Here is a 25,741-nt window from a genome sequence, read left to right on the forward strand (position 1 = left end):
GCTGATAAAAGGAATCATTAACTAATGGCTAACTTACAGGGCAACCAGCAGCGTCGTGTCTCATCCTTTGCAGAGTTTCAAAAATTTCGGAAAGAACTAGATAAGTTTTACAATCAATTATTTAATATATTTCAAGAAGGCAATCAACATAATTCTCAATTTATTGCCTTGATAACGAAAATAGAGAAGGCATCTAAAAAACTACAATCTCAGAGATTTCGTATAGCAGTAGTAGGGGAGTTTAGTCGAGGAAAATCAACACTAATTAATGCCCTTGTAGGTGAAGAGATACAACCTGTAAGAGCGATTGCATGTAATCGTACAATCACAGTCTTAAAACATGGGTTACAGAAGCGGATTGTATGCCATTACAAAAATGGGCGACAAGAGAATATCTCTTATGATGAGTATAAACTCTTAGTAACTATTTCTAAAGAGGCAGCGCGTGATTACCGAAGTGATGAGTTAGGGCGTTCTGAAATCGAAGAGATTATTTTTGAGCATCCTAATTTAGAGTTCTGTAAAAATGGTGTAGAGCTTGTAGATTCTCCCGGTTTAAACGAACATCCTCACCGTGCTGCCATTACTAAAAAATTACTTAAAGATACTGATGCGGTAATTTTTATCCTTAATGCCTCCCAAATTCTAACTAGCGGAGAACGTAACCTAATTCACGATTTAAGAAGCCAAATTTGTGAAGGTAAAAATGAACCAGCAAACAACCTTTTTATAGTAGTCAACAAGCTGGATCAACTAGAGCATGAAAAAGATAGACAAGAGGTAAAAGAGGAGGTTGAAAATTTTTTGTATGGGAAAAGCCCAATTGTTACGGGTGATAATCGCGTTCATTTTATTTCTGCACTAAAAGCTAGCCCTGGCAAAATTGAAAGTCAGTATTTGAATCTATTTAAAAATTTTTCTTGCTCGGTCGAAAATTTTCTCACATCTGAGCGCGGCTTTGTAGAAATTAAGCAATCTGCAACAACACTTAAGGGAATAATTGAAGGCAGTTTAAATATCTTTCAAGAATTAGAGAATGATTTGAATGACAAGATAAAAGCTTCTGAAGTAGAAAAACAAAAATTTATAGAGCAAATTGGTGAAGTGAGTGGGCAAGGTATCAAAATCCGTCTCCAAATTCAAAAACTCATGTCTAAAATGATGGATAAAGTAAAGCAGGAGGTTTATGAAGATTGGAAAGAGTGGCTGAAAGAAGGTTCGTGGGAAGAAGTATTACGGAAAAAGTCTGAACAATGGAATTCTGATAAAAATCTTATTTTAGACCAAAAAGGTATAGTAACAGACTACGTTAATCAATTCAGCCGAGAACTTTCAGAAGAGATAAATAAATGGGCAGAAAAAAAGATTAAGGAGATAGTTAAGCATAACCTGGAAATTTTAGATAAAGAGGTTAATCATGAAATTCAATCTTTATACAATCAATTAAATATTGATGAGCAAAAATTTCAGAAAAGTTTTAATGATGAATATGGGGACTTTGCCAGTAGTTACACAGGTGGCTTTGCTGGTGATTTTATAGATTATTTAATTGGTGCAGTCCTAGTAGGCCTACTAGGCCTCCTAGGATACATCGTAGCGTTGTCTTTTACACCTGCTATAGGTTTAGGAATAGCAGCAGCAGTCATTGGTGCTGGTGCATTTGGTATGAAGGGTATTTACGATCAGATAAAAAAAGCAGTTTTTGAGGAGTGTAAAAAGCAGTTCTTAGAAGTGGAAAAAGAAATAGTAAATAAGATTATTGATCAGATAAATTTAGTGATTTCAAAACAATTTTTTCAGGCTAGGCTTAGTTTAGTAGATAAAATTGTTGGGCAAGCAATTTCAACTTATGAAGCTTGTTTAGAAGAACAGGAGAGAAAGCAGGCAAAGATATTGGAACAATGCGAAGCTGAAAAAGCTTTTATTGCTCAGAAGCGGCGGGAACTTGAGCAGGTGCAAAAGAATATTAAAGCTATCCTGCCTTCTTGATAACTTAAGGAAGTGGAGAGAAAAGCAACATCCTATTTAACATCTGCCCAAAGTGCTACGCGATCGCGATCGCTAACGCTAGAAAAAAGGAGGGCTAAGAAAAGCGATTAGTTTAGCGGTAAAAAAGTCAATTGCTATTATTAGCCCGCCTGCGCGGGCTTCGTTTGTATAGCCGCGATTTCAATCGCCACAGCTTAATTAACGCACCACTTGCCGCATATAGTTTGCCCAAACTTGGGCAGCTTGTCCGCTACTTCCTCGCGTTGGAGTATTGTCGTCATTTCCCAGCCAGATGCCGGTAACGAGATCCTGACTGGGAACGTAGCCGATAAACCACAAGTCAACACCGCTATTCGTGGTGCCCGTCTTCCCCACCTCTCCGAAGCCAATCGACGCCGCCCGTGCCGTACCCCCTCGCACTGCGCCCCGAAGCATATTCGTCATCGTATCTGCGATTCCCTGAGACAGCACCCGCTTCGTTGCCCCGGCTTCCTCCTCGAAGGAGTAAATCACCCGGCAGGTTTGCGGATTGTTAAAGTCTTTGCAATCGCTGCTGTCCCGAATCCGCTGAATGGCGTGGGCACGATTCCAGACGCCACCATTTTCCAAGGCACCGAAAGCCCCCGTCATCTCCAAGACAGTGGTTTCGCTTTGCCCCAACACCAAACCGGGAACCGGATTAAGCGGCGTTGTGATGCCCAGTCGCCTCGCCATCTCCACCACCCGATCTAAACCGACATCCTGCGCCACCCGCAGCGCGATCGCGTTCTCAGACTGGGCAAGCGCGGTGTACATATCCGTCCCGCTACCCCCTACTCTTTCGCACCCCCGAAAGCGTTGACTCTGCCACACTACAGGGGCGCAAGAATAAAACTTTCCCGGCGAGTTACCTTGTTCAAGTGCCGAAGCATAGGCAAAAATTTTGAAGGTGGAACCCGGTTGTCGCTTGGCTTGAGTCGCACGATTAAATTGACTTTTTTGAAAATCTGTGCCACCGACCAAGGCGCGAATTGACCCGTTGCTGGAGTCGAGGGTGACAATTGCTCCCTCAGAGAACCTGTAACTTCCCCCAATGGTATTAACTCCGTTGCGGAGGGCAGTTTCCGCCTTTTGTTGAGTCTCTAGATCCAGATTGGTTTCGACAAAAAAATTGCCTTCTTTTGCCAGTTGATCTCCCAACAAGAATTGGAGTTCGGTGAAAACGTAGCTGTAAAAATAGGGTGCCTTGATGCTAGCTAAAGCTTCTCTGGCTTTGGGGCTAACGTCAATACGCGATCGCCTTGCTCGTTGAGCTTCTTCCGCACTGATAAACCCTAGATTTGCCATGCGGTTGATAATGCGATCGCGCAGTCCAATCGCCGTTTTATAATCCCGAATCGGATTAAAACTATTCGGTGCTGGCAAAATCGCCACCAGCGTCGCCGCTTCAGAAATATTTAAGTCTCTGGCAGATTTGTCGAAATAAAACTGAGCCGCGTCCTCAAACCCGTTAGCGCCAACACCCAGGTAGATGCGGTTCAGATAATTCCGCATGATCTCGTTCTTACTGTAGAACGTCTCCAGCTTCAGAGCGACGATCGCCTCCTTGATTTTTCGCCCCGCGCTATCTTCTGTCCCCACATACTCCCGAAACAAACTCCGCGCCAACTGTTGCGTAATCGTGCTACCGCCTTGACGAATTCCGCCTCCCTTGACATTCGTCACCACCGCCCGCAGCGTGCCAACAGGATCGACCCCGAAGTGCCAGTAATAGCGACTGTCTTCCGATGCAATCACCGCTTGAGGCAGATACTTGGAAAAATCTGATAATCGCCCCAATTCCCGGTGCGCTATCGTTCGGGGACGCTGTAACGGCGTTCCGTCATCAGAATTAATTACTACTGGCCCTTGTACGCCAGCCGGCAAAGGTCGAATCGGAATATTGCGCCACTCAAAAAGAATCCACAATGCCAATAAACTGGTCAGCCCACCCACCCCATAGAGGGCGTAACGAGTCGCCAGGACGTACCAGGGGGGCGGATTGTGGTATTGAAGCCGAACCGCATCCGCCAATTCCGGTGGTCCTAGGGTGAGGATATCGCCGTGGCGTAGTATGAGGCTATTGAGCCGCCGTCTCCCTCGGTAGATGCCATTGGTAGAGTTTTCATCCTTGATGACAAAGGACTGCCCGCGCCGTCCTTCTCGGTTTAATGAAAGATGAATCTGACTGATAACTGGGTTCCGCACCACGATATCGCAAGATTTAGAACTGCGTCCCAGTAAATAGCGATCGCCCAATAGTGGATAAACCTCTGCCTTAGCAGCACCGGCATCCTGCACCCATAGTTCCGGCACTCTGGCATTGGGCTTCAGCGCCAGCGCATTAAAATTTACCTTAGCTTGAATGGTCTGTACTGCCTGAGTTAGTTGACCCAGGATGGTTTTAGGCGGTTGTTGGGGTGAGGTCATGTCAGAGGCAAAAGGCTCAATGCGACAAGCAAGAGGTTTGTACTAAATATTCTAATCTCTTGCCTAGGGAGGCGTTGTGAAAAAGAGAAAGAGCTTACAAAGATAGGTTTTAACAAATCGTCTTTTAAAAAACTAAAGAAGGGAATTAATTATCAACGGAAAAATCAGCTTTCTCCCACTTCCCTCTGCTTCCTCTGCCCTCATCTCTTCAGCGTGGTCTGCCAGATGAGGAAGGTTGATTCCAAAACCAGGCAATCAATAAACACACCATGCCTACATTAATAAACATATCTGCCAGATTAAATACTGCAAAGTGAATCAGCCGAAAATCCAAGAAATCAACGACGCAACCATTGAAAAATTTGTCATTGATAACGCAACTGTTGAAAAATCGGTCAATTCCATTGCCCACCGCTCCACCTAAGATAAAGCCACAGCCTAATTGTTCCCAACGATCCAAATGGGGGTTTACTAAAGCGAATCCGATCAAGAATAGACTCACCCCCAAAGAAAGCCAGGGCAACCAAACTTCTCCTTGAAACCAGCTAAAAGCTGCCCCAGGGTTCAATTCATAGGTAAAGTGGAATACATTAGGCCACAGCGCCCACGTTTCTTTATAGACAAAATTCTGCACCACCCAATATTTAGTTACCCGATCCAGAATCAGACTAACGAAAGCGGCGAGCCAAAAATAGTGATTTTTAAAATTCATTGTAATTATTCATTAGTCATTAGTTATTCGTGATGAGTGATTAGTCAATCGTTCTTTAGTAATCAGTATCGGTAGACTATCAACCCACTACCCCATGACCAACGAGCGCTTGACTAATGACCGAACCAACGACTTAATAAAGCATTAGCTGGCGTAAGAAATAAGCCAAGACTGTCACTGCACAAACAATTGCCATTTGGGCTGGTAAAGGATAGACGGAGTATTTCAAAACTGCTTCCCATAACGGCAGTAATACCGCTCCCAAGGTTAACAAATGGGTCACGATTAGATAAGTCAAACCAGTGATATGGATGACCAGCAACCCACAAATACAGCTGAAGGACAAAGACTCCAATCGCTGCGGTGCCTTAAAAGCCACTAAGCCACAGATCCACGCACCCGGAATAAAGCCTAGTAAGTAGCCAAAGCTGGGTTCTGTGAGATAGTCGAGACCTCCGCCCTGAGAAAAGACTGGAAACCAGGGAGTGAGACCCAACGCCAGGTAAGCAATTTGAGAGAGTGCCCCGGCATTTTTACCGCCCATACAGCCAACTAGCAGCACGGCACCGATTTGATAGGTCACGCCCAGCGAGTGAGTTTGAATCCCTTGCTGAGACCAATTCCAAGGAAGGCTGGGGACATACGCTTCCAGAAACGTACCACCAATCGTTAGGAGTAAGCCAATCAAGGCCCACAGTAGTTCAGTGGGAGCAAACACAAGGGTAAAGGAGCAGGGGAGTAAAAGAGCAGGGGAGTAAAGAAGCAGAAGCGTCAAAGAGCAGAAGCGTCAAAGAGCAAGGGAGAAATAGTCCTCAGTCCTCAGTCCTCAGTCCTCAGTCCTCAGTCCTCAGTCCTCAGTCCTCAGCCCTCAGCCCTCACCAGGAGCGGGGAGTCCCGCCCCTATAGCACTCATACCTTAGCAGTGTATTCGCCGGGAATGGGTGCTTCGCCACCCGTAAGCCCTAGGGATTCGAGCATAGCATGGTCTTGCTCTGGCGGTTGCCCGATAGTGGTGAGGTAGTGTCCAATCAGCATGGCATTCATTCCCGCTTGAAAGCCCATTGCTTGGAGTTCTCCCATCACGGCTTCCCGTCCGCCAGCGTAGCGCAGAATTTGTTCGGGCAGGATGAGGCGGAAAATGGCGATCGCTTTGAGGGCTTCATAAGGATCGATTTTTGGGCGATCGCTTAGGGGTGTCCCTTCTCTGGGATTTAATAAATTCAGGGGGACGGATTCGACTTCCAATTCCCGTAGCGCCAACGCCAGATCCACTCGGTCTTCCCAGCTTTCGCCCAATCCCATAATTCCACCCGTGCAGGCTTGAATTCCCGCAGCTTTGAGATTTTGGATGGTTTGGACGCGATCGCGCCAAGTATGAGTTGTCACGATTTGCTCAAAGAAGTTCTCCGATGCCTCTAAATTATGGTTGTACCGCGTTACCCCCGCCTCAGCTAGCGCCTGAGCTTGTTCTGGCGTCACTTCTCCCAACGCACAGCAAGGTTTAATCTGGGTTTCGGCAATAATTCGGCTCACCGTTTCCAGAATTTGTTCAAATTCCGTCGATTTGGGGCTGTTGTACTTAATGCCGCGTCCTTGAGAAACTAAACAAAACCGCTTTGCCCCAGATGCTTCAGCTGCTTTGGCTTGGGCAAGAATCTCCTCGGTGGATTTCAAGCCATAGATTGGCGAGTCTTGACCGGGGTGGTGAGCAGACTGGGAACAGAAGCCGCAATTTTCCGAGCAATTGCCAGATTTCACATTGACAATGCTGCATAAATCGACTACGTTTCCGCAACAAGCTTGACGGACTTTGTCGGCTGCTTCGCATAGCAGCAAAATATTTTCTTCACCTTCAATTTGGGATAGAGCGATCGCTTCAGCTCTCCCAATCCGCTCGCCAGCAATAATCCGAGAGGTCAGGTTTTGCAGCCATTGCCGCAGTGACTCCTGAGACTTGCTGTTAACATCCACGTTTGACACCGATGCTTGAACCACGTTCGGCCCTTTTGATCGTATTTATTGAAACGATGGCATTTTATCACTTGGTTTGCAGACAACTAAAGCCATACCTTAACCTGACCTTTACTCTATCCTTTACGATTAGACGGTAGGCTAATAGCAAAACTGCCCCTGCTAAGCTGGAATGTCTGGCAATTGAAAAAATTGCATTCTGAGTAAAAAAAATGGTACGGGTCTAGCTTGCATCAACGAATACAAGCGTTTATTGCTTTTACTAACCAGTGTCTGAGGAAAATAATCCCGTGAGTTCCGTGACCTCCGGTTCGCAGAAAATTATGAAACCCCGCTCCGATTGGGATCGGACGATGGATCGGGGCTTTATTTGGCTAACTCGAATTTTTGCGTTTGCAGTTGCTGTAATCCTGATTTGGATAACGGTACAAGTTGCAATTAAAGCTTGGCCTGCGATTACAGAATTTGGGTTTGGCTTTATTACCTCCACCAATTGGGACCCAGTTCGCAATCAGTACGGAGCGCTGCCTCAACTATACGGCACGATCGCTAGCTCAGCGATCGCCCTGTTGATTGCCGTGCCAGTCGGGATTGGCGTCGCCCTTTTTCTGAGTGAAGATTATTTGCCGCCACGAATTCAGGTGGTGATTGTTTTCCTCGTAGAACTGCTAGCAGCGATTCCCAGTGTGGTCTATGGTTTGTGGGGAATTTTTGTTCTGATTCCCCTTTTGAAGGTCGTAGGTAACTGGCTTAACGCATCTTTGGGTTGGCTGCCCATTTTTAGCACGCCGCTGCGTGGCCCAGGCTTGCTCCCGGCAGCGCTCGTCCTCGCCATTATGGTATTGCCGACTATCGCAGCCCTTTCTCGTGACGCCCTCATCTCGTTACCTCCAGACTTGCGGCAGGCGTCAGTTGGGCTGGGAGCGACGCGTTGGGAGACCATTCTCAAAGTGCTACTCCCGTCCGCTTTCTCTGGAATTGTGGGCGCAGTGATGCTGGCACTGGGTCGAGCTTTGGGAGAAACAATGGCTGTAACGATGTTGATTGGGAATTCTAACAACATCAGTCCTTCTATCTTGGCTCCGTCCAACACGATTGCTTCCCTACTCGCCAACCAATTTGCAGAAGCAAGCGGTCTGCAAGTAGCAGCCCTAATGTATGCTGCGTTAATTCTATTTGTCCTCACGCTGTTAGTGAATATCTTGGCTCAGATACTCATTGAGCGCGTCCAGCGAATTTAATCCGTTCCTTGTTCTGAGATGACAGCAGACTTGCACAGGCGGGTTTATCAGTATAGGAAAGCTACTGGCAGATATCTGGTGAAAGCCGCCCCTCCATAATCGACCACTGACCACCGACCACAAATATGATGTCTAAACCCCAGGCTCAACCAGTTTCCGGATTTCCCAGTCGTAGTTTGAAGCGATCGCCTACTTCCCCCCGGACGCTGTTTGGGATCGTGATGACGGCGCTAACGTTTCTTTGTGCTGTCCTGGCTATCCTGCCTTTGGTGGCGGTGCTTTCCTACGTAATTATCCAGGGTATAAGCCAGCTGAACGCGAGTGCGTTCACGGAACTGCCGCCCCCTCCCTTAGTACCCGGAGGCGGGTTTGGCAACGCCATTCTGGGAACCCTCATCATGGTCGGAATTGCTGCCCTGATTAGCATTCCCTTTGGCATCATGGCAGCCATTTATTTGTCTGAGTTTAGTAATACGGGTAAGTTTTCTTACTGGATTCGCTTCGCCACCAACGTCCTGAGTGGAGTTCCCTCTATCATTGTGGGCGTCTTCGCTTATGCCGCCGTCGTTCTTACAATGGGAACTTATTCCGCATGGGCGGGAGGATTTGCTTTATCAATCTTGATGTTGCCAATTATAATTCGGGCAACCGAAGAAGCTCTAAGATTGGTTCCGCAAGAAATCCGACAAGCATCGGTCGGACTGGGAGCAACTAACTTTCAAACGGTGTCTCGCGTGATTTTGCCAGCAGCACTCCCAGCAATTGTGACGGGAACGACGCTGGCAGTTGCTCGTGCTGCTGGTGAAACAGCACCCCTATTATTTACTTCCCTTTTCACCCAATATTGGCCTAATTGGAACAATCAATTAAAAGAACCAACGGCTTCCTTAGCGGTTTTAGTTTACAACTTCGCTACGTCTCCATTTAAAAATCAGCAAGAATTCGCTTGGGCGGCTTCTTTCATCCTAGTTTTACTGGTTCTGATAACCAGCATGATTTCTCGTTTAGCAACGGCTCGTCGAGTTTATTGATGAACAATTGTTCAAATATGTGTTGCTATGATACGGAAACTTAAACAAAGTAATGCAACAATGAATACATACCGAGGTTTAATAGTATGCTAGGCGCTGTTTTTAACCTTAAGGACGAAGCCGTAATCCCCTTGACTTCCCAAGCAACACAATCCTTCGCCCAATCATCTGCCCAAAAACCTACAGGGTTTTTGTTAGCCTGTTAAACCCAAAAACCGATCTGACTATTTATGTTGTCGAATTCTCAAACCAAGAATCAAACTGAGACTGTTTTACAGACAGAAAATCTAAAGGTATACTACGGAAATTTTTTAGCACTTCGAGACATTTCGATAGATATTCCCAAAAACCGGGTTACGGCTTTTATTGGACCTTCGGGTTGTGGAAAAAGTACCTTGTTGCGGTGCTATAACCGCCTCAATGATTTAATTAAAAGTTTTCGGGCAGAAGGCAAAGTCACTTACCACGGTCAAGATCTTTACGCTCCAGAAATCGATCCCGTAGAGGTGCGGCGACGGATTGGGATGGTGTTCCAAAGACCAAACCCATTTCCCAAATCGATTTATGACAACATCACCTTTGGTGCCCGGATTAATGGATATCGGGGCGATTTGGATGAATTGGTAGAGCGGAGTTTGCGGCAAGCGGCTCTGTGGGATGAGGTGAAAGATAAACTTCGAGCGAGTGGTTTATCTTTGTCTGGGGGACAGCAGCAGCGGTTGTGTATTGCCAGAGCGATCGCTGTTCAGCCAGACGTGATCCTGATGGATGAACCCTGCTCCGCTCTCGACCCCATTTCAACGCTGCGAGTTGAAGATTTGCTCCACCAACTCAAAGAGCAATACACCATCGTGATCGTGACGCACAATATGCAGCAGGCATCGCGAGTATCTGATATGACAGCCTTTTTCAATGTCGAACCAACCGAAAAAGGAGGTCGTATTGGTTATTTAGTCGAGTACGACCGCACCGAGGTTATCTTCCAAAGTCCTCAGCAGCAAGCAACACAGGAATATGTAAGCGGTCGCTTCGGTTAATTTGTCCAGAAAAACGATTGATTAAAAGAAGGTAGGGGCAGGGCTTCTGCCCTTACTCGTTGTGGGATACCTGTCAGAAGTATTCCTATCAGATTATTTGATTTAGCAAAGCTAAAAAAATAGGAACTTCCATTTTTTTCCGCATCTGTTAAAAGGATGAAAATAGTTGAATATAGGGGCACAAATAAATGTAACGGGGGGTAAAAGTTTATGGATTGTTCCTACAAACCATAATTCCTAAACTATGAACCATCGAGAGTCTACGTTTATTTACACCAAACGTCTTATCTCTAAAATTTAAAATCTAAAATTCTAAGGGTTCCAATTCGAGATAGGATAAACTCTGATTTTGCATTTCCATCTCGTTTGGTAAAAAAAATACTTATGAAGCGTTATTGGTCACGTCTCCTAGCCCTGGTTTTGGTAGTTACGATGGGATTGATGGGCTGTTCCTCCAGCAGCTCGCTAGGACTGAGTGGAGATTACCGCCAAGATACCTTGGCTTTGTTGCAAGGTTTGAGAACAGCAATTGAATTGCCAGAGGGTTCGGCAGACAAGGCAGCAGCTCAGTCACAAGCGCGTCAGATTATTAACGATTTTGCCTCTCGCTATCGGCGGGATAGCTCTGTCGCTAAGCTGAGTTCTTACACGACGATGCGAACTGCATTGAATTCAATCGCAGGGCATTACAGCTCTTATCCGAATCGTCCGCTGCCGGAAAAACTGAAGACTCGCTTAGAGCAAGAGTTCCAGCAGGTGGAAGCAGCTTTGAGACGAGAAGCTTGAAGAACTAGCTGGCGAGTTGTTAGCTGTTAGCTGTTCATTCACTGGCTAATCGCTAATCGCTTTTATGGAGATCGCGTCCACTGCTCTAAGACCCGGTTGGGGATGATGGCAGATGGAGTGAATTTACCGTGACCAGTGGAGCGATCGCATCCGCTGCAACACGCAGCACAGACGGCGGATGCGATCGCCGCAGACAAAGCGCCGCAGATAAAGCGCTACAGACCAAGCGCCGCAGACAAAGCAATGACAGATTACGCCATTTTGTTTTAATTTCAGAAGATAAAATCTTGAAATCCTGTTTGGGCTTTGGTTTGAAAAGCCCAAATGACAACAGACGTGGCAGTTGGTATCGTCGATCTTAGGGGTGCCTATTTCTACTAAAAAGCAGAGATTTGCCGGAAAAGCGGGTAAATCTGTGTATAGAGTCAATTGACAAGTGCTCAGACAAGTGCTGATATGATGCTCAACCAGCGAAATCGGTTCGGATGACACCTTATCTTCCATCCTTTCGTCTGATGGGTAGACATGTCTAACAGTTCTATGAGATTGGTGTTTAGGAGGAAGTTCGTGGGTCAGGCATCGTTAAGATTGCCGCAAACTTGGCAGCGTGTCTATCGCGGTTTAGTTGCAGCAGTTCTGACCAGTAGTAGTCTTATCAACCCTTACTTGGGTTCGCAACCCGCTCTAGCTCAAACAAAGGCATATTGCCAGCTTTCAGCAGATGCGATCGCCCAAAAAGAAAGTTTGCGTGTTTCAGCCGTAAAGGGAAACTCGGATTCCCAAGGTCGCTACAGAACGCTCTTGAAAAAACACGCAGAGAGTTTGCAGCAGTGTCGTCAGCAAACTTGGCCCCGCGTACAGGCAATCTGGCTGCGCCTGTATCCTTGTGACATCCGTCCTGGGGCACTAGATGAATTAATGGATCGCTTGGTTAACCGGGGCTATAACCAGGTCTATGTCGAAGTTTTTTCTGACGGTCAGGTGCTACTGCCTAAGGCAGAAAATTCCACACCCTGGCCTTCTGTCATCAGAACTCCAGGCGCTGAGAAAGTAGACTTGCTCGCACAAGCGATTAACAAAGGGCGCGAACGGGGGATGCAAGTCTATGCGTGGATGTTCGCCATGAACTTTGGCTACTCCTACTCCCAGCGACCCGATCGGCAGCAAGCGCTAGCCCGCGATGGTATGGGAAAAACCAGTTTGTCGGTCACGGAGGACGGTTCTCAAGCCTTCATCGATCCTTACAACGCCCAAGCAAAACGAGACTATTACCAGCTGGTTCAAGAGGTGGTTCGTCGCCGCCCCGATGGAGTGCTGTTTGATTACATTCGGTATCCCCGCCAGTCAGGAAGTGCTTCCGTGGTAACGAAAGTCCAAGATTTATGGATTTACGGAGATGGTTCTCGACAGGCTTTGTATGACCGCGCCCTCAACAATAAGGGACGAGAACTGATCGAGCGATATATTACCAAGGGATTCATTAGCGCTGGCGATGTTGCAGGGGTGGATAAACTTTACCCAGATGAGGGATCGCCCCTCTGGCAGGGACGCAACCCCGCTGCCGACGAAATGAAAGCAACCGCCTCACAGCGCCAAGCCCGGCTGCAATGGGAGTTGTGGCAACTGAGTGTTGCCCATGCGGCTCAAGGCGTTGTAGACTTTGTGGCGTTAGCCAGCCTCCCCGCCCAGCGACAAAGAATCCGCACGGGGGCAGTGTTTTTCCCGGAGGGGAATCAAACCGTCGGTCAAGGGGGGTATGATTCGAGAGTGCAACCGTGGGATCGGTTTCCCAGTTATATGGAATGGCATCCGATGTCCTATGCAACCTGCGGCAACACCAGCTGCATTGTCCCGCAAGTTGAGCGGGTTTTGAGTCTTGCGCCACCCGGCACTCAGGTTTCACCCGTACTAGCGGGGGCTTGGGGCAAGTCTTTCAATTCTCGTCCGTCCTTAGAACAGCAGATGCAAGCGATCCGCGCTGGGGCACCGCAAGTCAATTCAATCAGCCATTTTGCCTTTTCCTGGCAAGAACCGGAAGTAGACCGCGATCGCAAGTTCTGTGGTGCCAACTAGCGATCGCTTTTAGCTCCTAGCCGCAAATCTGGGATACTCGTCACTAGACACGATTCGCAGCGGCACTTGGGTAATTTTTTCTTCGATTAATTGGTCGCTTACAAATTCCATAACCACAGGCTGCAAAAAGAAAAATGCAGCCTTTTTTTCGATTAGCGATCGCTCTTCCAATGATTCCAAGGCTTCTAGCAGTTTTTGCGGTGATATCGAGGGCGGTATCTTCTCCCGCAATTGTGAGAATGAAAGGATTTGGTTACTCAGGGCGAGGCAGTTAATAATTATCTTTTCCGTCTCGGACAACCGCTTAAATTGTTGCTCTAAAAGATTGCGAATCTCACCAAACACTGTAATTTTTTGGTTTAAAAAATCAGAAATATTCCCGTGGAATAACTTATGAATCGTCGTCGAGACAATTTTTAATGCCAATGGATTGCCTGCATAGTATTCAATTAGCTGGCTCCAGTCGCTCGGCGAACCCCATAAAGAACTTTTACCCCTCAATATTTCCTGTACTGGTGCTACCTGCAAGCCTTTTAGTTTCAGGACTCGAACGGGTAAAGTTTCTCCTTCCAGGAATCCAATACCTTTTGGCTTCTCCCGGCTCGTCAGCACCAAGCAACTTTGATGGGGTGTTTCTCCTACCCGTTTCAAAAGTTCACCATAATCCTCATAGCCTTCGCGATAGTGTCCAGCGCCATAGCGCCAGGAAGTCTTTGGCAAATCGCCCCCGTGCAGAACTGTCTGAGCATTATCGAATACCAATAGACAGCGAGAAAGCTTTAAATAACGAATCAGTAGCGAAATTCTCCCGTCTACCGTTGCCGGTAAATCAGTTTCCCGCTCATTTGATAGAAATCGGATTAGCTCTGCTAGCATCTCGTTGATGGGCGGAGCATTGCGTAGACTTCGCCAGATCGCAAACTCGAATCGATCTTGAATTTGATGGCCTAGTTTCACCGACAAACAGGTTTTTCCGATTCCGCCGATTCCTAACAGCGTTACCAGTCGGCAGCGTTCCGACAAAATCCAGTGCGTTAAGGTTGCCAGTTCTTCCTCTCGTCCTGCGAAAACGCCACACTCAGGGATCTCGCCCCAATCTTGTCGAACATTAGCAGTTGCACCTACTCTCTCCTCAACTGCCTCAATCTGAGAACCTGCTAAACAGTAATCACTTTGTTCCAGCTCTAAATCAAAAGCTCTGAAGCAGCGACTCAAGGTTCTCTTGTCAACTCCAACTTCACAAGCAAATACTTTCATCAGCGTATCTGAATCTAAGCCAGTGCGACGACTTAAAGCTTCGAGGGTGTAATGTTTGTCCGAGTTTTTGCAACTTTCCGCTTCAGATTTTGCGGTCACAAGTTTCTCAAAGCCTTGAGCGGTTAGAATTACGCCGCGCTTGCGTTTCTGTTTCACTGAATTTTTCATGCTCATTTGTTATGGCTATATATCTATCGGGCAAGGGAAACGAAGTGGTTGTGCTATTGCTGCAAAATGCCAAGTCTATTTACCCGAATCAGATATGCAGGGTACTGACACAACTGTTCGCGCTTATCTCTAGCTTGAGATAAACGATAGATATGGCTAGAAGATAGACGTTTTATTCTCCTGACAACATAAAATATAATAACAAACGCCCTAACGTGTAACTTTTAAATCAGTTGGAAGAGTAAGTGGCTCAAATATTATTGGTGTAATACTTTTCCTCAAGTTTCATCTCAAAAAAATAAGAATAGCAGGAAAAATAGGGTTTAGTTTTTCTGTCCGGACTGACTCAATTGTTAGAGCCAATACAAAAGCTTAATTAAAAAGATGCGGGGCGAGTATAATAAAAAACCCCAGTTCCGCCTATTGTCTGTAGAGTCGGAGGGATTTGTTAGCAGCAGCTCTTGTTAACTATAAAAAAATTAATAAAAAATCTATCTAATGATTTATAAAAGTTAATAACTTACCATACTGACTACAAGCTCAGCAAAGTTATTTAAGAATTTTAAAAACTTAAAGATTTTTTAAGCTTCTAACCAGTTAACCTTTGCTAATTGCTCAATTTTGAAAAAGCTGAAATCAATACTGGATCTGGCTTTTGAAAGTTTATTCCCAAAAATTCTTAAGTTCGGTACTTAAGTTCCTAAACTTCGGTTGCACAGACTGGTTTGAAAAGCCATGCTGAACTTAACCTAAACGCAAGCCGCATCTGCCTAAAATATGAAATTTTTGCTTGATTAGGCTCGCAGAAGTTATTAAGTGGGTATTGTAGTTGCGAGTCTGGAAACGATATCAACTTCGTTTGCGTACCCGCATCTGTTCTCATCACCGCGATACTTTGCTTTACAAATGAATGCCCTAGCAGATCGGGAAACTAGTACTAAACCCAGACAGTTGTGCTGACCTTTGAAAAAGACAGGAGTTAGAACAAAAGAGGATAAATCAACTGTTTCAACCTCCCAGTATAGATCGTAGCCAAGGAAACTTATAGTTTCCTCGTTGGTGCGCTCGAATAAGTGTGTAAGAAAAGCGAAAACCAAATCACAGGTTGTGTAGCTACCTCAAGAATGTTGAAATTATGACCTTTGCTGTTATAACCAGCCCATCGCAATCGCTTATGGAGACATCACCATGACCTTAGCAAGCAACTTGAATTCAACAGACGACCTAGAGTTCGGCAAACACGTCTCGCGAACAAGTGTCCAGAAAATACCCCTTTCGGTAAACCAGTTCTGGTCAGGGTTCGACGACTACCTCTCGTTACAGAAAGTTCTGGGCGCACACGAGAATACCGAACTGGAAACTGATAATGGAAAACCGCAAAACGGCGTAGGAGCCATCATCCGATTCGAGTTTGGGGGTGGGATCACTCGCGAACGGCTGGTTGTCAAGGACGATCAAAACCACGTGTGGAAGATCGAAATTCCAGAGCCGAATGTGCTGTTCACGTTCTACGAAGCTACCGCACGTGTCTACGACACTGAGACGGGTCCAGAAGCGTCGCTGACTTTCGACGTCGTGATGCGGAGCGAGAACCGAGAAGAGCGGGCAAAAGCACTCGAAATCATGGAGCACTTTCTGCCAACCCGCATTCCTGAAGTCACCAATTTCGTTCTAAAAAGAGACGGCATTAAATGTTCCTTCGAGTTTGATGTCCACTGCCCCGTAGATAAGTTGTGGGCTGTTGTTGGCAATTGGCAGGATGTCTCGTGGGTACAATACGCCACCGGGGTGAACATGGGACCGGGCAATAAGCGGCAGATCCTCTTCCCGAACGGTGGAGTTGTGGAGGAGACCCTTGTGTCTCGCTCGGACGAAGAGCGAACCTTGGTTTACGAGATGACTAAGAGTGTTTCAATGCCTGTCAATCTCTACAGGGGTACGGTAAAGCTCACTAAGGTGAATGCCGAAGTCACTAAGGTGAACTATGACAACATCTTTATCCCACAAGAGGGGGTAGATGCTCAGCAGCTCAAAGCCAACATCGAGAAAATGTTCAACCAGCGATTTGAGTGGATCAAATCACAATTTGACACTAGAAACAAGGAAGACACTAAAAAAATGACTTACAGCGCAGATGTAACAGGTATAGTTCGCGCCCCCATCGACAAAGTCTGGGATGTCTTCAAATCCTTTGGTGAGGAGATTATGAAATGGTGGCCCATTTATGAATGGGTTAAATTGGATGCCCCCGGCAAAGATGAAGTCGGGGCTGTCCGCTCCTTCAAGACTTTTACAAACCGCGAATATAAAGAGCGTCTGGAGATGCGCGACGACCAAAACCACATCTTGAAATACTCCTTTGTCGAAGTCAAACCCAGTTTCCCCATCACAAGTGCCCTCACCACTGTCGAGATGTCAGCTAAGAGTCCGACCGAGACTGTGGTTCATTGGTCTGCCCAAAGTGAAATTAGCAACCCCTTGTTTGCCGGAGTAATCACCAGCGGTCAGGAGAAAACTTACTCCGAAGCCATTAAATCACTCGATAAGTTCTTTAATCCCAGTATTGGCAAGCTGGAAGTTGAACTGATTAGCGGCAAACATTTGCATAAAACAGGCTTGTTTAATCCCGATCCTTATGTCGTAATCGATCTTGACGAGGCAAAGCCACAAGCATCCAAGACTCATTTCCAGAGTTGCAACCCCTCATGGAATCAAAAGTTCACCTTGGACGTGGTGAGCATTGAGGGCATGCTGCGTTTCACCGTTTGGGACGCCAACCTCGGTAAAGATGACTTTATTGGCTATGCCGAAGTTAATCTGCACGAGTTGAAATCCGGTGAAGTAACGCGCAAAACGCTACCACTACAGCGTACCGAGAGTGGAGAGATTGTTGTTTCCTTGCAGATGAACCTGGAATCAGGGGAAAAACTGCCCGACACCAAAGAGATGGAGCAGCAACACTGGATCGCATTCCTCACCAACATTTTGAACGAGGTTAAGGACCAAGCTTTGGAAATCGTGCAGCAGTATGCTGGCGGTGAAGATCAAAAGTATGAATATCAAAGGTATCCTCGTCGGAAGGATGCACCAGATGTGGCAATGGAGAACTTGCCACGGATGGTGAAAGGTCTACCGCCAGGAGAAGCACTACCACCACAGAAACTGGGATTAATTACGCAGCGTGCCCACGAATACCTCTATTCGCAGGTAGGATTTTTACAAAGGCTACAGAAGATCAAGCAGGAGGGCGGCGATCCCTGGACAGCTTTCTACGATGGCTGGATCAAGTCCCCATATAACCTTCCCAAAACTTGGAAGGACGATCTGGAATTCTGCCGCCAGCTGATCCAAGGGGTTAACCCGATGTGCATTACACTCTGCACGGACGAAAGTGTTATCCCCAAAGACATGGCACACCTGACGGCGCAAGGAAAAACTATCCCGGAGCTGATCGCCCAAAAACGGTTGTTCTTGCTGGATTACGGATATCTAGAAGATATCCCTCAACTTGGCAGTAAAGTTTTCTATCCCGCATTCGTGTTGGTATACCGGGAACTATTGGAAGATGGTAAGTCCCGACTTAACATTCTCGGTATCCAACTGACGCGCCACAAAGATCGTAAAAACGAGGTTTACACTCCTAACTCGTCTAATCCCAACAAGTATTTGTTAGCGAAGATGCATGCAACCTGCGCTGACAACCAGTACCACCAGTTTATTTACCACTTGGGCTTCACGCACTTGGTTGTAGAGCCTTTTGCTATCAGCTATCACAACGCTTTCCCTAAAGATCACCCGATTGGTCAACTGCTGAAGCCCCACTTTGAAGACACCATCGGCATCAACTTCTTTGCTCGTCAAACTTTAGTTTCTTACACTGCTGCTTTTACCAATGAAACCTTCGCCACGGGCACGGCGGGAGCGATGCAGCTATTTCTGAAGGCATTGAAGAAGTGGGACTTTTTTGGGATGAGCTTCCCGCAAGAACTCTTATCACGCGGATTTGATGAGCAGGGTTCGGACGGCGTTGAAAACTACTATTTCCGCGACGATGGCTTTAAAATTTGGAATGCCTATACTGAGTATGTTGGTGATGTCGTAGCAGCTGTATATCAGGATGATGCCGCAGTCGCAGCCGATAAAGTTATCCAAGCTTGGGCACAGGAAACTGCCGATCCGGCACGTGGAGATGTTCCCGGTTTCCCGGTTGCTATTGAAACGCGGGAGCTGCTGGTGAAAACCTTAACCAACATTATTTTTCTAGCCAGCGCCCAGCATTCGGCAGTCAACTTCTCTCAAGAGCAATACTTATCGTATATCCCCAACCGACCCAACGTCCTAGATAAGCCAATGCCTGAGACTGAAGGTGACATCACAATGGAATACGTGATGGATGCTTTACAGAACCTTGCAATCTCTCACTTTGAAGTTTCTTTCTCTTACCTGCTCACAACCCCATCGTTAAATCCACTGTTCCAACTACCGTTAGAAAACGAGCAGTTCTCGGATATCCACGCTATTTTTATGGCGAAGCTCAATCTTATAGACGTGGAGATTGAGCAGCGGAACCATCGGTTGCAAAAGGAAGGCAAAACTCCCTATCCCTACCTGTCACCCAAGCGAATTGCTGCCAGTATCGATATCTAGAACTTAGGTAAATAGCACAAAACCTTAGTAGAAGGCACTTAAGCGCCTTCTACTAAGTTGTGCAATGAAGCTATGTCGAACTGGATTAGGGAGATTAGACTAACTAAGTCAGTTTGATTATTATCGTTAGCTGGCAAACAAAACGGGCAGTAGTATTACGGATTCACGGAGGAAAATAATGAATCGGATCGCACTCATTACAGGCACATCATCGGGCGTCGGATTGAGTACGACGGTGTTGCTGGCACAGTCAGGCTTCACCGTCGTTGCAACCATGCGTAACCTTGAAAAGCGTAATCCTCTTGAAACGCGAGCGAAGACGGAGAATGTTACGCTCGACGTGCGTAGACTGGATGTTCAGGACGCAGCCTCCATTGCCGAGTGCGTAAATTCTGTTGTCCGCGATTACGGTCGGATCGATGTGCTTGTCAATAACGCGGGCGCTGGCTACCTGGGAACCCTTGAGCAAACATCGATTGACGATCTAAATCAAACAATGGATGTCAATTTTTTCGGCGTCTGGCGTGTCACCCAAGCTGTCCTACCGCTGATGCGCTCTGCCGGTTCGGGGCGAATCATTACAGTTACCAGCGTCGGCGGTCTCATTGGGCACCCATTCAACGATGCGTATTGCGCCGCTAAATTTGCGGTCGAGGGTTTTATGGAGAGTCTTGCTCCCGTTGTTAAACGCCTCGGTATCTGTGTGTCGCTGATCGAACCGGGCGCGATTAACACGGAGTTCGTCGCATCCGTCCTAGAGACTAGGGCAAATTTGCAGCAACCCGTTCCCGAAGCATATAGTAAGATGCTCGATGCATACCTCGCGGCAACGGAGCAAGTCTTTGCCACAATAGGGCAGACAGGTGACGATATCGCAAAAGTCATTACCGAAGCTGCCACCGCCGATGTGCCACACTTCAGATACCAGACATCCGACCTCATCCGTGGTCTTGTCTCAAGCAAATATGTCGATCCCACGGGCGATTCGGTGGTCGAGTTTTCAGGCGATCGGCTCCCTTGAAGAGGATTTCAAACACCACCTGCGACGCAATTCTTCCCTCGTTCCATGATTGGTAGAAATTGCGATCGCGCCACCGTCACACGATAACTTCAACGAACTTTAATCTGACTGGCATAGCCAGAGCAGGTCTGCAATGTGGTTAAAATCAATCCTTCTTTTAGTGGCTAGTAATAGGTAATTGGTTTCCTTAATGACCCATTACCTATTCTCGATTACCAACATCCAGAAGTGATGTTTAGTTACCGCTCAAGAGGAAATGCTTTTTAGCAACAAGAGACAAGGTATAAGCCGAGATAAACTTAATTTAAAATATTTTTTAGGACTCAGTTAAAACGTTGAAAATTGATAATTTAATGGCTCTAAAAACACCAATTATAACCGAATACATATGCAATCTAAAGCCGTGGGATATTATTTTTTTCACTTGACTTTTAAAAAAAATCCTTAAATAAGGAATAAGCAATAACCTTGAACAAATTGAATTTAAAACGACCCAAGCGCTTAGTGTCAATGGATGGTGGCGGTATTCGCGGATTGATCGTTGCTGAAATTCTAATTAAGTTAGAAGACATACTCTGCAACCAACCTAACTCGCCTTGGAAGTGTTTGGCTGATTACTTCGACTTCATTGGCGGCACGAGTGCAGGTGCAATTTTAGCAGCAGGACTCGCTAAAGGAATGTCAGCGTGAGCATTGCGTGATATTTTTTATAACGATGCTCAGACAATGTTTAGTAAACGTTGGCTGCTCGGGCAACTGTGGTCAAAGTACGATTCAGGGCCGCTAGAGCAAAATATAAAGTCTATTCTAGGTGACATCACCCTTGGATCGGATCAACTGAAAACACTCTTGATGATTGTTTCCAAGAATGTAACAACTGATGGAGCCTGGTTCCTCGTTAACCATCCAAATAACCAATTCTTCAAGAGTAATAGCAAAATTCCACTCTGGCATATCGTTTGAGCAAGTTCTGCTGCACCAACTTTTTTCCCGCCTCATATGTTTGCTGTCGGCAATCAAGAGTATGAATTTGTTGATGGTGCTGTGAGTATGTTTAACAACCCATCATTCCAGTTGTTTGTGGAAGCAACTCAAAAAGAATATGGAATTGGTTGGGAAACGGGTACCGATAACCTCTTGCTGATTTCAATTGGTACAGGGTTCAGTAACCAGTCGATTAAGTTAGGTGAGGCAAAAAAATATACGATGCTCAACTGGGCGGGCTATGCAATCGGAGACTTAATGGAAGACACAAACGTACAGCAAAACGTTTTAATGAAGCTGATTAGCTATACACCTAGATCCGAGCAGATTAATCGTGAGCTGTCAGATGTTTCCGTACCTTCCATTAACGGAATGCAACCGTTAGAAACAGGTAGCTCAAGTCCTGAAACGTCACCCTCCCAGGCGGTTGAGGACTTCAACCGCAAGTTGCTCACCTATCACCGCTATACAACCTCATTTACAAAGAAACGCTTCAAGCAGCTGAAATTACCGCCAAACATCGACCCAAACTCAGTGACATCTATCGACTGCGTAGATCAAGTTGAAGCCTTAGTTTCCCAGTTCCAGCGCTGATGAGGGGGTGAGGGGGTGAGAGGGTGAGGAGGAGAATTTCACCCTCTGGGTTATTTCTGCCACCTTGGTCTAGTCGTCTTCTCTTTCCAACGCTCTAGCCCCACTCCCTAGTGCATCACGGCAGAAGTAAGTGATCAGTTGATAGTCACCCCCTCACCCCCTCATCCCCTCGTTTCCAGGAAGTGGTCAGTTACTTTGCTGTCGCTGCACTAGCGCCTTCTTGGTCAAGTCTCGTTAAGACCAATCCACTTATCGATTAAGAGCGGTTGATATCCAGCCAGCGTATCAAGTAGTAGCATCGGTTCCTGCTCTTCCAGCACAAGCGAACGGTGCTGAGGACGCAAAAACGCTTCGCCAACTGCGCGATCGAAGAACGCAATCAGGTGGTCATAATAACCCTCGATATTCAGCAGACCGCATGGCTTTTGGTGTATGCCTAGTTGTGCCCAAGTCAGCACCTCGCAAAATTCCTCAAACGTTCCATAGCCTCCTGGTAGTGCCACAAAAGCATCCGACAGTTCTGCCATTAAGGCTTTGCGCTCGTGCATTGAACCAACAACTCGCAGATCGGTTAGACCCCTGTGAGCAATTTCCTTGTCCACTAAGGCTTTAGGAATCACACCAATGACCTCACCTCCTGCTGCTAGTGCCACATCGGCAACTATTCCCATTAATCCAACATTTCCACCACCGTAGACTAGACTAATTCCTCGGAGTGCTAGCGCTTCACCCATTTGCTGGGCTGCCTCCGCGTAGGCGGGTCGTAAGCCTTTATTGGAACCGCAAAAAATGCATACGCTTTTCATCCCGATCGCTACCCCAACTCCTAATAAACCTTACCAAAACATTTGATGTGACATCGTGCCTTGCGTAACACCAAATTCTCTTATCCCAGACACTCGAGTACTTCACCCAGCTGACTTACCTGAATGGGTGATTTTTAGACTTGCAACCAGTTATCAAAACTTTCTTCTGATTCCAGAGCAATCTAGTCCAGAGCAAGATTGGTCAGGCAGCTGCTGAAGAACAAGTTTCACCCAAAGACTTTGAGCAGTTCAAGCACGAAGATTATTGAAGAAGACTGGAAGCTTTGATAATTGAATGGAATTGCGATCGCACTCTTTTTCTGAACCGAGATGGCAAGAGGGCGATCGCGTAGCCTCTCTTTTCAACCGACCACAAAATTCACTAACTTTCCAGGCACTACAATCACCTTTTTAATTTCCTTGCCTTCGATGAACCGCTGAGCAACTTCTGACTCGCGGGCATACTGTTCTAAAGCTTCCCGATTCGCATCAGCGGGCACTTGAATCGCCCCACGGGTTTTGCCCATGACTTGAATCACCAGCGTGATTTCATCGACCACCAAGGCAGCCGGATCGACGGTAGGCCAAGTTTGGGTGTGTACCGAATCGCTGTGACCGATTGTGTGCCACAGTTCTTCAGCAATGTGAGGGGCAAAGGGAGCCATCAAGTGAATCAGAGTTTCTATCCCTTCGGCATATACTGGCGAGTCTTTGCATTTGGCGTCAGCTAAAGCATTGCTCAACTTCATTAACTCGGAAATCGCTGTATTGAATTGATACTCGCCTTCTAAATCTTCCGTAACGGCTTGAATCGCACCGTGAATTGCCCGTCGCAAGTCTTTTTCGCCCTTATTCATCTCCCCGCCTTTGTCAGGGGAGCTAAGGGGGATCTGCGCGACAAATTCTGCCACTAGTCGCCAGACGCGGTTGAGGAAGCGAAATTGTCCTTCAACGTCGGCATCATCCCATTCCAAATCTTTTTCTGGGGGTGCCTTGAACAAGATAAACATCCGCGCTGTATCTGCCCCGTACTTGCCGAGGACTTCCTCTGGATCGATGCCGTTGTACTTCGACTTGGACATCTTTTCATAGAAGACTTGCAACGGTTCCCCCGTTTCTGGGTCTTTTGGATCGGCTGGATCTACCTGTGCCGCTGGAATGTATTTGTCAGTGGCAGGATTTTTGTAGGTAGTGCCCTGCACCATGCCCTGAGTTAGCAGGCGTTGGAAGGGTTCGTCAAAGTTTAAAAGACCGCAGTCTCTCAAAACTTTGGTAAAGAACCGCGAGTATAACAAGTGCAAAATCGCGTGTTCAATCCCGCCCACATACTGGTCTACGGGCATCCAGTCATTGGTTTTTGCTGGGTCGAAAACTTGCTGTTCGTTCTTCGCATCGGGATAGCGCAAGAAATACCACGACGAATCAATAAATGTATCCATCGTGTCCGTCTCCCGCTTAGCTGGGGTGCCGCAAGAGGGACAAGGAACATTAACAAAAGCTTCCATCTGCGCCAATGGAGACGCCCCGCGACCCGTGAATTCTACCTCTTCCGGCAATCGAACCGGCAAGTCTTCATCCGGAACTGGCACCGTACCGCAGTTGAGACAGTGAATTGCCGGAATGGGTGCCCCCCAATAACGTTGCCGCGAAATTAACCAATCCCGCAGGCGATACTGCACCCGCGCTTTCCCCCAATCCTGTTTTTCTGCGTATTGAACAATCGCTGTTTTCGCTTCCGTTGAATCCATCCCATTAAATTGGTCTGAATTCACCACAATTCCTGGTTCGGTATAAGCCTGCTGTAAAGACCCAAAATTTCCCGTCTCTACATCATCCCCTGGCGGCACAATTACAACCTGAATGGGGAGATTCTGCTCCTTAGCAAACCGGAAGTCCCGCGTGTCGTGGGCTGGAACACCCATCACCGCGCCAGTTCCGTACTCGTACAATACATAATCGGCAATCCAGATGGGAATTTCTTCTCCCGTAAAAGGATTCATCGCCTTCCCGCCAGTCGGAATACCGCGCTTTGGCTTATCCTCTGCGGTGCGTTCCAATTCGCTTTGTTGGGCTACTTCTTGGATAAATACTTCTACCGCCTCTTCTCGGTCTGGAGTTGTCACTTTGGCAGTCAAAGGATGTTCTGGCGCTAGCACCACGTAAGTCACGCCATAGACGGTATCGGGACGAGTGGTGAAAACCCCAATTTTTTCATCCAACCCGACAATCGGAAATTCTAGGTAAGCGCCAGTGGATTTACCAATCCAGTTCGCCTGCATCAACTTGACTCGTTCGGGCCATCCGCTCAATTTGTCCAAATCGTTGAGCAATTGCTCGGCGTAGTCGGTAATTTTTAGGAACCACTGCCGCAACATTTTCCGTTCGACTTTGGCACCGGAACGCCAAGATTTGCCGTCGATGACTTGTTCATTTGCCAGCACCGTCTGGTCGATGGGGTCCCAGTTGACGGCGGCTTCTTTCTGGTAAGCTAGTCCGGCTTTTAAAAACTGCAAGAAGAGCCACTGCGTCCACTTGTAATAATCCGGCGAACAGGTAGCAACTTCCCGGTTCCAGTCAATTGAAAGCCCTAACTGCTGCAATTGATGCCGCATCTGAGCAATATTTTGATAAGTCCATTTTCCGGGAGCAATGCCCCGGTCAATAGCAGCATTTTCGGCTGGCAAACCAAAGGCATCCCAACCCATCGGATGGAGTACGCGATACCCTTGCATCCGCTTGAGTCGGGCAATCACATCCGTGATGGTGTAGTTGCGGACGTGTCCCATGTGCAGGCTGCCCGATGGATAGGGGAACATGGACAGAGCATAGAACTTGGGCTTAGTGCTATCTGTGGGGGTTTGATCTAAGCTTTGTTCTGCCCAAGTCTGTTGCCACTTTTCCTCGATTGCTGCTGGGTTGTAACGGGACTCCACGGAAAAAACTCCTGCTGGATTAGTAATCGTGTTTGCCTCAATA

The 25,741-nt window shown here is 46.9% G+C and carries 19 protein-coding genes; 11 read left to right on the top strand and 8 right to left on the bottom strand.

The window, feature by feature from the left end:
- Positions 1-24 precede the first annotated feature (24 nt).
- Positions 25-1,989, top strand: coding sequence for a dynamin family protein (locus NDI44_RS11845; protein WP_190414981.1), 1,965 nt, complete (start codon positions 25-27; stop codon positions 1,987-1,989).
- Positions 1,990-2,187: 198 nt separating this feature from the next.
- Here the strand turns inward: NDI44_RS11845 and NDI44_RS11850 are convergent, their stop codons facing one another.
- The 4 genes from NDI44_RS11850 to bioB form a co-directional block, all read right to left on the bottom strand.
- Positions 2,188-4,437, bottom strand: a complete 2,250-nt coding sequence (locus tag NDI44_RS11850) for a transglycosylase domain-containing protein (protein ID WP_190414982.1) — start codon at positions 4,435-4,437, stop codon at positions 2,188-2,190.
- Positions 4,438-4,645: 208 nt separating this feature from the next.
- Entirely contained in the window at positions 4,646-5,149 is a 504-nt protein-coding gene (lspA, locus tag NDI44_RS11855; RefSeq protein WP_190414983.1) for a signal peptidase II, read from the bottom strand.
- A gap of 133 nt (positions 5,150-5,282) precedes the next feature.
- A complete protein-coding gene (locus NDI44_RS11860; RefSeq protein ID WP_190414984.1) occupies positions 5,283-5,867 on the bottom strand; it encodes a biotin transporter BioY in 585 nt (194 codons plus the stop codon).
- 191 nt (positions 5,868-6,058) lie between these two features.
- A complete protein-coding gene (gene bioB, locus NDI44_RS11865) occupies positions 6,059-7,144 on the bottom strand; it encodes a biotin synthase BioB (protein WP_190414985.1) in 1,086 nt (361 codons plus the stop codon).
- A gap of 299 nt (positions 7,145-7,443) precedes the next feature.
- On the opposite strand from bioB, the gene pstC reads away from it, so the two are divergent.
- From pstC to NDI44_RS11895, 6 genes are all read left to right on the top strand, one after another.
- Complete coding sequence (gene pstC / locus NDI44_RS11870) at positions 7,444-8,361, top strand: phosphate ABC transporter permease subunit PstC (protein ID WP_190415044.1); 918 nt, start codon at positions 7,444-7,446, stop codon at positions 8,359-8,361.
- Between the two features lie 128 nt (positions 8,362-8,489).
- A complete protein-coding gene (gene pstA / locus NDI44_RS11875) occupies positions 8,490-9,392 on the top strand; it encodes a phosphate ABC transporter permease PstA (protein ID WP_190415045.1) in 903 nt (300 codons plus the stop codon).
- Positions 9,393-9,622: 230 nt separating this feature from the next.
- On the top strand, positions 9,623-10,429 hold the full coding sequence (gene pstB, locus NDI44_RS11880) for a phosphate ABC transporter ATP-binding protein PstB (protein WP_190414986.1): 807 nt from the start codon (positions 9,623-9,625) through the stop codon (positions 10,427-10,429).
- Between the two features lie 384 nt (positions 10,430-10,813).
- Entirely contained in the window at positions 10,814-11,215 is a 402-nt protein-coding gene (psb27, locus tag NDI44_RS11885; protein WP_190414987.1) for a photosystem II protein Psb27, read from the top strand.
- 135 nt (positions 11,216-11,350) lie between these two features.
- Positions 11,351-11,485 (top strand): hypothetical protein, encoded by a 135-nt coding sequence (locus NDI44_RS11890; protein WP_277877665.1) that lies wholly within the window; start codon positions 11,351-11,353, stop codon positions 11,483-11,485.
- A gap of 270 nt (positions 11,486-11,755) precedes the next feature.
- Positions 11,756-13,288 (top strand): family 10 glycosylhydrolase, encoded by a 1,533-nt coding sequence (locus NDI44_RS11895; RefSeq protein ID WP_347276915.1) that lies wholly within the window; start codon positions 11,756-11,758, stop codon positions 13,286-13,288.
- Between the two features lie 9 nt (positions 13,289-13,297).
- Here the strand turns inward: NDI44_RS11895 and NDI44_RS11900 are convergent, their stop codons facing one another.
- Complete coding sequence (locus tag NDI44_RS11900; protein ID WP_348235281.1) at positions 13,298-14,644, bottom strand: NB-ARC domain-containing protein; 1,347 nt, start codon at positions 14,642-14,644, stop codon at positions 13,298-13,300.
- A 1,257-nt stretch (positions 14,645-15,901) separates the two neighbouring features.
- Here NDI44_RS11900 and NDI44_RS11905 point away from each other — a divergent pair.
- Positions 15,902-19,360: a lipoxygenase family protein gene (locus NDI44_RS11905; RefSeq protein WP_190414990.1), complete on the top strand. Its 3,459-nt coding sequence runs from the start codon at positions 15,902-15,904 to the stop codon at positions 19,358-19,360.
- A gap of 126 nt (positions 19,361-19,486) precedes the next feature.
- On the opposite strand, the gene NDI44_RS11910 is transcribed toward NDI44_RS11905, so the two are convergent.
- Positions 19,487-19,636, bottom strand: coding sequence for a hypothetical protein (locus NDI44_RS11910; RefSeq protein ID WP_242037165.1), 150 nt, complete (start codon positions 19,634-19,636; stop codon positions 19,487-19,489).
- On the opposite strand from NDI44_RS11910, the gene NDI44_RS11915 reads away from it, so the two are divergent.
- The 3 genes from NDI44_RS11915 to NDI44_RS11925 all read left to right on the top strand — a co-directional run bounded on the left by NDI44_RS11915 (position 19,596) and on the right by NDI44_RS11925 (position 21,959).
- Positions 19,596-20,381 carry an SDR family oxidoreductase gene (locus tag NDI44_RS11915; RefSeq protein ID WP_339380793.1) on the top strand — a complete coding sequence of 262 codons (786 nt, stop codon included), beginning with the start codon at positions 19,596-19,598 and terminating at the stop codon, positions 20,379-20,381. The two genes, NDI44_RS11910 and NDI44_RS11915, sit on opposite strands and share 41 nt — an antisense overlap.
- Before the next feature lie 468 nt (positions 20,382-20,849).
- Positions 20,850-21,071 (top strand): patatin-like phospholipase family protein, encoded by a 222-nt coding sequence (locus tag NDI44_RS11920; RefSeq protein WP_190414992.1) that lies wholly within the window; start codon positions 20,850-20,852, stop codon positions 21,069-21,071.
- Positions 21,072-21,380: 309 nt separating this feature from the next.
- Positions 21,381-21,959 carry a hypothetical protein gene (locus NDI44_RS11925; RefSeq protein WP_190414993.1) on the top strand — a complete coding sequence of 193 codons (579 nt, stop codon included), beginning with the start codon at positions 21,381-21,383 and terminating at the stop codon, positions 21,957-21,959.
- 224 nt (positions 21,960-22,183) lie between these two features.
- Here NDI44_RS11925 and NDI44_RS11930 read toward each other — a convergent pair whose 3' ends face one another.
- Positions 22,184-22,765 carry a TIGR00730 family Rossman fold protein gene (locus NDI44_RS11930; RefSeq protein WP_190414994.1) on the bottom strand — a complete coding sequence of 194 codons (582 nt, stop codon included), beginning with the start codon at positions 22,763-22,765 and terminating at the stop codon, positions 22,184-22,186.
- Positions 22,766-23,127: 362 nt separating this feature from the next.
- A complete protein-coding gene (gene leuS, locus NDI44_RS11935; protein ID WP_190414995.1) occupies positions 23,128-25,698 on the bottom strand; it encodes a leucine--tRNA ligase in 2,571 nt (856 codons plus the stop codon).
- Positions 25,699-25,741 lie beyond the last annotated feature (43 nt).

Source organism: Trichocoleus sp. DQ-A3 (genome assembly GCF_039961975.1).
Lineage (GTDB): Bacteria > Cyanobacteriota > Cyanobacteriia > Cyanobacteriales > FACHB-T130 > FACHB-T130.